This is a genomic window from Streptomyces sp. NPDC043952 (assembly GCF_056435325.1).
The window spans coordinates 1-11,095 of record NZ_JBWKES010000051.1; the positions used below are offsets into that span (position 1 = coordinate 1).

Annotated in this window: 9 protein-coding genes; 6 read left to right on the top strand and 3 right to left on the bottom strand. The window is 74.2% G+C overall.

Annotated elements, in window-relative coordinates:
• Positions 1–195: 195 nt before the first annotated feature.
• Positions 196–696: a GNAT family N-acetyltransferase gene (locus tag AC069R_RS32275; protein ID WP_478770263.1), complete on the top strand. Its 501-nt coding sequence runs from the start codon at positions 196–198 to the stop codon at positions 694–696.
• A 57-nt stretch (positions 697–753) separates the two neighbouring features.
• On the opposite strand, the gene AC069R_RS32280 is transcribed toward AC069R_RS32275, so the two are convergent.
• From AC069R_RS32280 to AC069R_RS32290, 3 genes are all read right to left on the bottom strand, one after another.
• Complete coding sequence (locus AC069R_RS32280) at positions 754–1,866, bottom strand: hypothetical protein (RefSeq protein ID WP_478770264.1); 1,113 nt, start codon at positions 1,864–1,866, stop codon at positions 754–756.
• 66 nt (positions 1,867–1,932) lie between these two features.
• Positions 1,933–3,630 carry a M48 family metalloprotease gene (locus AC069R_RS32285; protein WP_478770265.1) on the bottom strand — a complete coding sequence of 566 codons (1,698 nt, stop codon included), beginning with the start codon at positions 3,628–3,630 and terminating at the stop codon, positions 1,933–1,935.
• Between the two features lie 31 nt (positions 3,631–3,661).
• Entirely contained in the window at positions 3,662–4,369 is a 708-nt protein-coding gene (locus tag AC069R_RS32290) for a hypothetical protein (RefSeq protein WP_478770266.1), read from the bottom strand.
• 222 nt (positions 4,370–4,591) lie between these two features.
• Between AC069R_RS32290 and AC069R_RS32295 the strand changes: the two genes are divergently transcribed.
• The 5 genes from AC069R_RS32295 (at position 4,592) to AC069R_RS32315 (ending at position 10,924) form a co-directional block, all read left to right on the top strand.
• Positions 4,592–6,916, top strand: coding sequence for an N-6 DNA methylase (locus AC069R_RS32295; protein ID WP_478770267.1), 2,325 nt, complete (start codon positions 4,592–4,594; stop codon positions 6,914–6,916).
• A gap of 102 nt (positions 6,917–7,018) precedes the next feature.
• Complete coding sequence (locus AC069R_RS32300; RefSeq protein ID WP_478770268.1) at positions 7,019–7,645, top strand: hypothetical protein; 627 nt, start codon at positions 7,019–7,021, stop codon at positions 7,643–7,645.
• 38 nt (positions 7,646–7,683) lie between these two features.
• The gene (locus tag AC069R_RS32305) at positions 7,684–9,177 is read left to right on the top strand and encodes a protein kinase domain-containing protein (RefSeq protein WP_478770289.1); all 1,494 of its coding nucleotides are present in this window, start codon (positions 7,684–7,686) and stop codon (positions 9,175–9,177) included.
• Between the two features lie 67 nt (positions 9,178–9,244).
• Positions 9,245–10,075 (top strand): glycoside hydrolase domain-containing protein, encoded by an 831-nt coding sequence (locus AC069R_RS32310; protein ID WP_478770269.1) that lies wholly within the window; start codon positions 9,245–9,247, stop codon positions 10,073–10,075.
• 195 nt (positions 10,076–10,270) lie between these two features.
• Positions 10,271–10,924, top strand: coding sequence for a SurA N-terminal domain-containing protein (locus tag AC069R_RS32315; protein WP_478770290.1), 654 nt, complete (start codon positions 10,271–10,273; stop codon positions 10,922–10,924).
• Positions 10,925–11,095 lie beyond the last annotated feature (171 nt).

The window sequence follows — 11,095 nt, forward strand, 5'->3', positions numbered from 1 at the left end:
TCAACACCCGGCAGCAAAGGCGCTATCCGCTCCCACGCCGCATCCGTCAGCTCACCACGACCCACCATAAGATCGATTATCAGACAGGTCCTAGGCGACGCGGACAGCGACGCCCTCGAAGGTGCGGCCGCCGTGTTGTGCCAGGCCGAGCCGGCATGTGAGGGTGTCGTCGAGCTTACTGGTTACCGTGCCCGTATGAGCGCGATCTCTCTGACCCCGCTTCGCTTCTCCCCGCAGGAGATGGCCGAGGTGGTCGATCTGTACACGAGCAATCCCGAGTACTGCCGGGCTGCCGGCGAGTACGACCCTGAGCGCTTTCCCGTCGAGCGGGCCGAGGCTGATCTCCGCGAGGAAGCCGGCACCGAGGGGTGCGAGGTGATGCTGGCCCGAGACATACAGGGACAGAGCGTCGGACTTCTCTGCCTGCTCAACCGCCATCCCACCGACGGCTTTCCCTGGATCGGCCTGCTGATGGTCCATGGCCGACAGCGCCGCCAGGGCATGGGGCGCCAACTGGCCGACATCGTCGAAGAAAGGTTCCGCGGGCGAGGCCAGGACGGCATCCGACTCGCCGTCCTGGAAAACAACCCCGCTGCCCTGGTCTTCTGGAGCTCCCTGGGCTGGCAGGAGATCGATCGGCGCAGAGACAAGAGGCACGGCCGCCCCTGCATCGTCATGCACAAGCAGCTCTCCTGAAGTTGGGAACAACTCGTCTGGACCAGGGCCAAGCCCCGCCGGGACCAGGGGCGTTCGTCAGCGCACGCGCGACGGCGGGGCCGGGCGGCCCGCCTTCTCCCAGCCGACGAAGGTGTTGGTACGGGCGTACACGAACGCCTTGACCGGATCGGCGGAGTACGTCCACGGCACGCTGCCGGCGTACCCGCCGACCGCCCGGAACTGCTCCGCCGCCTCCGCGTACCGCTTCCTCTCGAACAGCGTCTTGGCCAGCAGATGCCGCACCAGCGGCAGCCGGTGGTGCCCGGCCGGGGCCCGGTCCACGGCGTCCAGGGTGGCGTCGATGGCCGAGTCCACGAACGGCTGGTCGTACACGGGCCCCCTGGCCTCCCGGCAGGCGTGCTCGAACAGCGCGTACAGGCGCAGTACGGGCAGCAGGCTGCCGGGCGGGGCGGTGGCCGCGGCCTGCTCGGCGAACGCGTACATCAGCTCGTGCGAACCGCGCCACTTGGCGCACCAGTACTGGAGCGCGCTGACATGGGCGCCGAAATGGTGCGGGTCCCGTGCGGTGATCTCGGCCCACAGCGCCCGGAAGTCGTCGTGCGACCAGCCGAGCCCGAGCGCGATGGTGATCTGGGCGATCCAGGGGCAGGGGTCCTCGGGTGCCATCCGCGCGGCCTGCTGGCAGGCGGGCAGCGCCTCGGCCAGCAGCCGGTGGAAGCCCTCGAACTGCTCGGCCGTGGTGTGCTTCGCGAGCTGCGCGCCCCGCACCTCGCCCGCGAGGGAGACGAGCGCGTCGGCGTGCACGAGCGCGGCCGACGGGTCGCCGGGGTACTCCGCGCGCCAGGCCCTGAGCCAGGCGTCGTCCCGCACGGCGGCCTTCACCAGGATGCCGAGCCGGTACCAGCGCAGGTCCCCGTCGCGGCCCGCGCCGGCGAGGTAGCCGGCGGCCCGCCGCCAGTCGCCGGCGAGCGCGGCGTCGGCCACCGCGTCGGCCTCCGGGTCGGGGCCCGCGTGCTCTTTGTCGAGCTGCGCGGCGGGCACCAGGCCGTACGCGGCCGCGTCGATGGTGACCGGCGCCTTGGCCCGCTCCCCGGCCTTCTGGGCGCGCGCCTTGCGGGCGTTGCGCGGGATGGTGACGGCCGCGTAGGCGAGGACGCCGACGCCGGCTATGTCGATCAGGACGTTCATGGACGGGTCTTCCGGGTGATCGGGGCCGCCTGGGGAGGTGGCCGGGGAGGGCGGGGCGAGCGGCCGTCAGGCCGGGGTGTGGGGTGCCGGCCCGGTGCCGTCGAGCGGTGCGTGGCCGCCGCCGCGCAGCAGGGTACGCAGGGGCGCGGTCACGGCCGGTTCGGCGACCGCCCGGTCCAGCGCCTTGGGCAGGTCCTCGGTGAACCACACGGGCGCCGACTGCCGCACCGGGGGCCCCGACCAGCACAGCTCCCACCGGCACAGCCCCGTCTCCAGCGCGGCGAGCAGGGCCAGCCGGCGCAGGGCCGAGCGGAAGGCCGTACGGGCGAACTCGCGGGCCGCGCGGCCACTGCTGCCGGCGGCCTGCGCGGACCGCGGCAACCGGGCGGCCAGGTCGTGCAGCAGTCCGTGGTCGAGCAGGTCCAGGAGGCGGTGCAGGGCGCCGGCGCCGGGGGCGGTCGCGGCGCCGGTCAGCTCGGCCATGGCGGTGAGCAGCGGCTCCGCCTCCCGCGCGTAGGTCTCCCGGTGTGCCTGGCGGGGCAGTTCGGCCCAGGGAACCCGGCGTCTGGCCAGTGCCCCGGTGCTGAGGGTGGCCTGCTCCAGGTCGGCCAGGAGCCGGTCCGGCGTGCGCAGCAGGGCGGTGGCCGGACGTTGTACGGGGGCGCGGCCGTCGTCGGGGATCGCCGCGAGCGCCCTGACGCGGTCGGCCGTGGGCGGGTGGGAGGCGTACGGGGAGCGTTCCCCGGCGGCCTCCTGTGGCAGCGGTTCCCGCACCGCCGCCGCCAGTTCCGCGCGCCGGGTGCCGTCCGCGAGCAGCAGGGCGAACCCGCCGTAGAACTGGCCCTCCGGGGGCAGCAGTCCGGCGTCCCAGCCCATCAGGGCGTACTGGTTCAGGTACAGCTCGTCGGCCGCTTCCAGTGCGGGTATGCGGCGCAGGGCGGCCGTGGTGGCGGCCGGTCCGGCGAGCCGGGCGGCGACCAGGTCGGCCGCGTACTCCTGGCGGCGGCTGACGGCCTCGGTCAGGCGCAGGCACAGCTTCGTGTACGCGGTGAAGACGAGGGCCAGGTAGTGGTCCGGGCCCCGCGTGCCGGCCCGCTTCAGCGGCGGCGGCCTGCCCTCCGCCCGGCGCCGGGCGGCCTTCGCGGCGAACTCCGCCCGCTCCTCGGCCGCTTCGCGCGCGGCCCGCTCCTCCAGGGTGGCGACGGTGTGCGCCAGCCGGCCGCGCAGCGCCGCCACCAGGGTGCCCAGCCGGGTGTCCTGGTGGGCGTAATGGCCCAGCTCGTGCCCGAGTACGGCGTCCAGCTCGGCCTCGGGCAGGCCCAGCAGCAGGGCCACGCCGAGGAAAAGCCGCCGCTCGCCCGGCACCAGCCCGAGCCACCGGGCGTCCTCCCGCACCATGGCGACGGCGCCCGGCACGATCCGTATCTCCGCGGGCGGCCGGGTGGGCACCCGCCCGGCCAGCTCCCGCACGTGCCGCCACAGCTCCGGCTGCTCCCGCGGTGTCACCTGGAGGCCCGGCGGCCCCGCCCGCTCCGTGCCGGGCCGCCGGCTGAGCAGGACGACCCGCAGCACGCACCAGGCGACGGCCAGCGAGCCGAGCCAGCCCTCGACGGTGACGACGGTGAACGTGCCCCGCGCCAGGACGGCATCGAGGGCCGCGGCGGCGACGAGGAGGAGCCCGGCCAGCAGATAGAACCCGAGCAGCAGGCCGAGGGCGAGCGCGGCACGCGGGGCGGTACCCGGACCGGCGGGACGGGGAGGCATCGGCACTCTTCGCGGAGGACGGCGGGCGGTTCTACTTCTGGAGCCCGGCCAGCAGCGTCGTCGTCAGCTTCTTCGCGGAGGCGGCGCCGTTGTCGGTGCCCGCCGTGGACAGCACGGTGATCACGGAGCCGCCGGAGCGGGCCGCGATCAGGGTGGAGCCGTTCTGCCACTTGCCGCTGGTAAGGGTCATCGTGTACGCCTCGTCGCCGAGCCCGGTGGTGGCCTTGCCGGTGACCTTCACCTTGGCGCGCTCGCTGGTGTCCGTGTACGTCGCGCACTCGGCGGCGACGGCCGTGAGCTGCTTCATGACGGCCTTCCCCTGGGCGACCGGGAACTCGTCGATCTCCTGGGCGATTTCCTCGGTCTTCTGCGCGTTCACGTAGTCGTTCTGCGCGAACGCGGAGCTGTCCTCGTATCCGGTCACCTGGATCCAGGACGTGCCCTCCAGCTTGGTGCAGTCGGGCTTGGCGGTCTTCCTGGCGGACGGGGTGAGCAACTCGGCGCCGCTGTCGGCGGTGTTGTCGTCCTCGACGGTGTACCCGGCCGGGAAGGCGGAGGCGGGGGCCAGGAGCTTCTTCAGCTGCGTGCCCGTGTGCAGGCCGGCGTTCGGGTCCTTCGCCTCGGTGTGCTTCGCGGTCGGGGCGGAGGCGTCCGTGGAGCCGGTGGAGCAGGCGGTGAGGGCCAGGGGCAGGGCCGCGGCGACGGCGAGCAGCGTGGCGGCACGGGACGAGAGGCGCATGACAGTCCTTCAGGGCTGATGAACGGAGAGGTGCGTACGGCGCGGGGCGTGCCGTATCGCGTCCGGTACGGAGCCGGACGGACGTTCGCCTGGTCAATAACAGCAGAGCCTGTGAACCGAGTCAACATCGTTTCTGTGCTTGGGGAACCAACACGCCGTGAATGCAGGGATCTCGTGTACGCCGGTATGCTCGGCGCAAACGGGACGAGGGGAGCGGGGCCGGTGCAGGAGCAGGCGACAGAGGTGACCGCGGCCGGCATCGCGCGGCTCGCCGGAGTGGGCCGGGCCGCCGTCAGCAACTGGCGCCGCCGGCACGCCGACTTCCCCAAGCCGGTCGGGGGCACCGAGACCAGCCCCTCCTTCGCGCTCGCGGAGGTCGAGGCATGGCTGCGCAAGCAGGGGAAACTCGCCGAAGTCCCGTTGCGCGAAAGGGTCTGGCAGCAGCTCGCGGGGCATCCCGAGGGCCCGCTCACCGCACTGGTGCACGCCGGGTGCGCGCTGCTGCTGATCCACGAGCGGCCCACCGTCTGGCTGGCGGCGAGCGCGGGCTCCGACGAGCGGCTGGCCCGGCTGCTGCCGGGCGCGCTGGCACAGGCGCTGACCCCGCGGCTCGGGGAGCTGACGGGGGCGCTGCTGCCCGGCGGCGGGGCACCGGGTGATGTGAACACGCCGGGCGACTCCCAGGCGATGGACAGGGGGCCCACCGCCACGGGTGTGAACACCGGGCCGGGGACGCCGGGTGTGAACACCGCGACTGGGGACTGCGGCCCTGGGGCGAGCACCGACGACACCGCTGCGAATGCCACGGCAACGGCCGCGCACGCCACGGCCACCTCCGCAAACGTCACGGCCACCTCTGCGAGCACCAGCGGTCCCGCCGCGAACACCGGCACCCCCGCCGCGAACCCCCCCGCTCCCGCCGCCGACACCCCGCCCCCGCCCCCGCCCCGACTCCTCCCTTCCGTCCCCCTCCTGCGCGGCGCCGCCGAACTCGCCGCCGAGGCGGGGGCGCGGCAGGCGTTCGAGTTCCTGCTGGGCCGCCACCTGGACGCCAACCCCCGCCAGTACACGCTCACCCCCTCCGAACTCGCCGCCCTCATGGCCGATCTGGCCGGTCCGGCCCGCACCGTCCTGGACCCGGCGTGCGGCACCGGCGCCCTGCTGCGGGCCGTGGACACCCGCCCCGAGCAGTGGCTGTACGCCCAGGACAACGCCCCCGACCTCGCCGTGCTCACCGCGCTGCGGCTCGCGCTGCACTCGCGCGCCGGCGTGCGCGCCGCCGCCGGGGACACCCTGCGCGCCGACGCCTTCCCGGAGCTGCGCGCCGACGCCGTGCTGTGCCACCCGCCGTTCAACGAGCGCAACTGGGGCCACGACGAACTCGCCTACGACCCCCGCTGGGAGTACGGCTTCCCGGCCCGCACCGAATCCGAGCTGGCCTGGGTGCAGCACGCCCTGGCCCGGCTCACCGACGGCGGCACCGCCGTCCTGCTGATGCCGCCGGCCGCCGCCTCCCGCCGCTCCGGCCGCCGGATCCGCGCCGACCTGCTGCGCCGGGGCGCGCTGCGGGCGGTGCTGGCGCTGCCGGTCGGGGCGGCACCGCCGTACAACATCCCCCTCCACCTCTGGGTGCTGCGCCGGCCCGAGCGGAATCCGGCCTCGCCCGAGGTGCTGCTCATGGACACCGGGCGGTTCGCCGGGGAGGGGCGCGGCGGCCCGGACTGGGCGGCGGTGCGCGACGCCGTCCTGGACGCCTGGCGCGCTTTCACGCGCGCGGGACGGCTGGCGGAGCGGCCGGGTCTCGCCCGCTCGGTGCCGGTCATCGAACTCCTCGACGACGACGTGGACCTGGCGCCCGCCCGCCATCTGCCGCCGCCCGCCGTGGCCGACGGCGCCGAGCAGCTCGCCGCGGTGCGCGAACGCCTCGGCGAGACCCTGCGTCTGACCGCCGACCTCACCCCGCCGGCCGCCGCCCCGGCCCCGCCCGTGCGCCGGCCGCTCACCACCATCGGCGAACTGGCGCGCGCCGGCGCCCTGGTGATGCGCACCGGCGGCAACGGCGGCCACGCGCGCCTGCCCGTGCTCACCGACACCGACGTCCTCTCGGCGTCCGCGCCCTCGGGCACGCTGCCGGAGAGCGACGAGGAGGCCGTGCTGACCGAGCCGGGCGACGTCGTCGTACCGGTGCTCGGCGGCGGCTCGGTGGCGCGCGTGATCGAGGAGGCGACCGCGGGCGCCGCCCTGGGGCGCAACCTCGTCCTGCTGCGCCCCGATCCCACGGCGCTCGACCCCTGGTTCCTCGCCGGGTTCCTGCGCGGCACCGCCAACAACCGGCAGGCCAGCAGCTACGCCTCCACCGCCACCCGGCTCGATGTGCGCCGGCTCCAGCTGCCCCGGCTGCCGCTGGCCGAACAGCGGCGCTACGGCGCCCGGTTCCACGCCCTGGACGAGTTCGAGCGGGCGCTGCGCCACGCGAGCCGGCTCGGCGACCATCTGGTGCGCGGGATGTACGACGGCCTCACGGACGGCACCGTCGCTCCCGACTGAGCGCTGACAACGGTTTGATACATCCCGGATGTGTTGTCGGTGCCGGGCCATATGCTCGATCCACACGTCACTTCCAGGGACTTCGGGCAACCAGGAGCAGCCATGCAGGGCCACGGCCACGGACAGCCGGCCAAGAAGCCGCCGCACCCCGCGGTGCTGGTCCTGCTGCGCGTGCTGTTCGTGGCGATCGGCTTCCTCAGCATCGGCTTCCTGGCCTGGGCGATGCTGCTGCGCCTGGCCGCCGTCACCCGCCGGGGCCTGGACTGGGGGCTGTTCGCTGCCGCGCTGACCGCCGATGTCGTCAGCTTCGCCCTGGTGGGGAGCGACCCGTCCGACGACGCGTCGGGCGCCCGCGGCACCGGGGGCATGTGCCTGGTGCTCATCACGCTGGCCGCCGTGACCACGTACTACCTCATCGCGGAGATACGCCATTACGCGCGCCGCCGCGGGGAGTTCGAGGCCCCGCCGATACCGGCGTACGGCTATCCGCGCCCGGCGGCCTCGCCGTACCCCACGCCCGCCGCCCCCGTGCTGTCCGGCCTGCCCACCCCGCCCCCGACGGCCCCGCACACCCCCGTCCCCGGTCCGCCGCCGGTCGTCCCGCCCCCGCACCGCCCGGCCCCCGCGCGCATCGACCAGGTGCGGGCCGAGCTGGACGAACTCAGCGACTACCTGCGCAAGCACGACGGCCGGCCCGACGAGCGGCACACGGACGGAAGCGGAAGGTGAGCGTGGCGACAGGACGCGTGGTCGCCGGCCGCTACGAACTGTCCACCCTGATCGGCCAGGGCGGCATGGGCCAGGTGTGGACGGCGTACGACCAGCGGCTCGACCGGCGCGTGGCCGTGAAGCTGCTGCGCCCCGACAAGGTGGCGGGCCAGGAGGCCGACGAGCTGCGCCGCCGCTTCGAGCGCGAGTGCCGGGTGACCGCACAGGTCGACCACCCCGGCCTGGTCACCGTGCACGACGCGGGCAGCGAGGGCGAGGAACTGTTCCTCGTCATGCAGTACGTCGACGGCGCCGACCTCGCCGACCACCTCGCCGAGCACGACCCGTACCCCTGGCCGTGGGCGGTCGCGGTGGCCGCGCAGCTGTGCGCCGTGCTCAGCGCCGTACACGCCGTGCCGATCGTGCACCGCGACCTCAAGCCGCGCAATGTGATGGTCAAACAGGACGGCCTGGTCACCGTCCTCGACCTGGGCGTGGCCTCCGTCATGGACACCGACACCACCCGGCTCACCCACACCGGCTCCCCGATCGGCTCGCCCGCCTACATGGCGCCCGAGCAGGCGATGGGCGGCGCGGTCGGCCCGTACACCGACCTGTACGCGCTCGGGGTGCTGCTGCACGAACTGCTCAGCGGGGACGTGCCGTTCACCGGCGCCACCGCGCTCGGCGTGCTGCACCGCCACCTGTACGAGCCGCCGCTGCCCGTGCGCCGGATCCGCCCCGAGGTCCCGGAGGCGCTGGAGAGCCTGGTGCTGCGCCTGCTCGCCAAGGACCCGCAGCACCGGCCGGCCTCCGCGCAGGAGGTGTACGAGCACCTGGCGCCGCTGCTGCCCGCGCGCGGCACACCCAGCGGTGCGCCCCTGGACCCCACGCGCCCCTTCCTGCGCCCGCACGCCCCCTGGCCCGACCGTGCCCGCACCCCCGCGCCCCGGCCCGCCCCCGCCGCACCGGCGGCCCCGGCGGCCGGCAAACCCGATGTCGCCGCCGCCGTGGACGAGGTCAAACGCCTGCTGGGGGAGGGCCGTATCACCCAGGCCGTCGACATCCTGGGCGCGATCCTGCCCGCCGCGGCCGAACAGCACGGCGAGCACTCCCCGGTGGTGCGCACCCTGCGCAAGCAGTATGCGGCGACCCTTATGGACGACGGCCAGTACCGGCGCGCGCTGCCCGAACTGCGCCGCCTCGCCGACGAACGCGCCGCCGAGGCCGGCCAGGCCGATCCGGCGTCCCTGCGCTTCCGCTACGAGGCCGCGCAATGCCTCGAACAGCTCGGCGAACCGGCGGCGGCGCTCGCCGAGTACCGCGCCCTGCTGCCGTACTACGAGAACCAGTACGTCTCCGGCGACCCCCGGCAGGCCCACGAGGTGCGCCGGCGCATCGGCCATCTGCTGCTCGCCCTCGGCGACCGGCCCGCCGCGCACGACACGCTCGCCCGCCTGGTGCTGGACGTCGAACGCCTCGGCGGCCCCGGTCATCCGATGGCCGTCGAGATCCGCCGCACCCTGCACTGGCTGGGCCAGGTGCGCGGCTAGAGTCATCCGGCGGCCAACGGCTGTTCGCACACGGAAATCGCACCGAAGACCATCAGGGATGGGCACCATGGCCGGACACCGGCAGTCCAGGAAGCGCAGACACCTCACCACCTGGGCGGTGGCGGGCGCCGCCGTCGTCGCCGGGACCGGCCTCGCCGCGCAGACCTCCATGGCCGCCACCACCTGGCCGGCCCAGAAGACCTTCACCGGCCGGGCGTTCGACACCTGCACCGCGCCCTCGCTGTCCACCATGAAGGCCTGGCACACCGGCTTCTACGGCGCCGCCGCCGTCTACGTGGGCGGCAAGAACCGCGGCTGCGCCCAGCCCGACCTCACCGCGTCCTGGGTGAAGTCCGTCAGCTCCCTCGGCTGGAAGCTCGTCCCGCTCTACGTCGGCGCCCAGCCGCCCTGCCGGTCCGGCGCCAACCCGGAGAAGATGACCGCCGCCAACGCCGCCGCCCTCGGCAAGCAGGACGCCACCGACGCCGTCGCCAGGGCCGCCGCCCTCGGCATGAAGGCGGGCAGCCCGGTCTACCTCGACATGGAGGGGTACGACAGCACGAACACGTCGTGCAACACGGCCGTGCTGACGTACGTGCGCGCATTCGACAAGCAGTTGCACGCCAAGACGTACCGGACCGGGTTCTACGGCTTCACCAGCTCCAGCGCCAAGGCGATCGCCACCGCCTCCGACAAGACGGACCTGCCGGGCAACCTCTGGTACGCGCTGTACGACAAGCAGAACACGACGACCACCGACTGGCCGTGGGGCGCCACGCAGTACACCGGGCACAGCCGCGGCCACCAGTACATGGTCAACAGCAAGGAGACGCACGGCGGCGTGACGCTCACCGTGGACCGCGACGCCTGGGACGGGCCGGTGGCGATCACCGGCTGAGCGGTGAACCCGCGGGGGCGCGCCGGTGCCCGAAGTCGCGGTGAATCGTTGGTCGAATGGGTTGGCCGGAGCAGTGCCACTGCCTACCATCGATCACCGCAAGACTTTGTGCGCCCGCCCGTCGCCCGGCCACCACCCCTGGCGGAGGCGCTGGCGCGCCGCACCTGTCCTTGCAATCTCCCCTTGGAGGTCTCCTTGCACCGCCGCCGTCGCACCGCGCTCGTCCTCACCGCCGCGATCGCCGCCGCGGCCCCCCTGCTGACCGCCTGCGGAAACGACGCGCATCCGGGTGCGGCGGCCGTCGTCGGCGGGCAGCGGATCACCGTCGCGCAGCTGGAGAACCGGGTCGACGAGGTCCGCGACGCCCAGCGGGCCGCGGTGCCCGACCAGGGCCAGTACCAGCAGGTGCTCGCCCAGACCAGCGGCCTGACCCGCGACACCCTGCACAACATGGTCCTGGACCGGGTGATCCACCGCGCCGCGCGGGACGCCGGCGTCTCGGTCACCCCCAAGGAGGTCCAGCAGCTGCGCGCCGACCTGGAGCAGCAGGCGGGCGGCTCCAAGGGCCTGCAGAACGCCTGGCTCCAGAAGTACGGCATCGCCCCCGCGCACCTGGACGAGAACCTCCGCCTCCAGCTGGAGGCGCAGAAGCTCGCGGCCCGGCTCGGCACCGACACCAGCCGGCCCGCCTTCTGGAAGGCCCTCGCCAAGGCGTCCGGGGAACTGCACATCGACGTCAACCCGCGCTACGGCACCTGGGACGTGCAAAAGAGCAGCCGGGTGGACGCGAAGACACCGTGGGTGCGGGAGGTCACGTCGGTGTCGGGCGGCACGCCGGTGACGGCGTAGGCGGTGCCGGCGGTCCTGGCGCAGGCGGTGTCGGCGGTCCTGGCGTAGGCGGTGCCGGCGTAGGCAGTGCGAGCGCGGGGACCGGCGGCCCGGCAGGCATACGATCACACGACTCCCTTGCCCCTGTGGACAACCGGATCCGCTCGTCGGTGCGGTGGGTTACTTTCGGAT

Coding starts and splice junctions, on each gene's coding strand:
- AC069R_RS32275 (WP_478770263.1), top strand. CDS start 196: ATGAGCGCGATCTCTCTGACCCCGCTTCGCTTCTCCCCGCAGGAGATG.
- AC069R_RS32280 (WP_478770264.1), bottom strand. CDS start 1,866: ATGAACGTCCTGATCGACATAGCCGGCGTCGGCGTCCTCGCCTACGCG.
- AC069R_RS32285 (WP_478770265.1), bottom strand. CDS start 3,630: ATGCCTCCCCGTCCCGCCGGTCCGGGTACCGCCCCGCGTGCCGCGCTC.
- AC069R_RS32290 (WP_478770266.1), bottom strand. CDS start 4,369: ATGCGCCTCTCGTCCCGTGCCGCCACGCTGCTCGCCGTCGCCGCGGCC.
- AC069R_RS32300 (WP_478770268.1), top strand. CDS start 7,019: ATGCAGGGCCACGGCCACGGACAGCCGGCCAAGAAGCCGCCGCACCCC.
- AC069R_RS32310 (WP_478770269.1), top strand. CDS start 9,245: ATGGCCGGACACCGGCAGTCCAGGAAGCGCAGACACCTCACCACCTGG.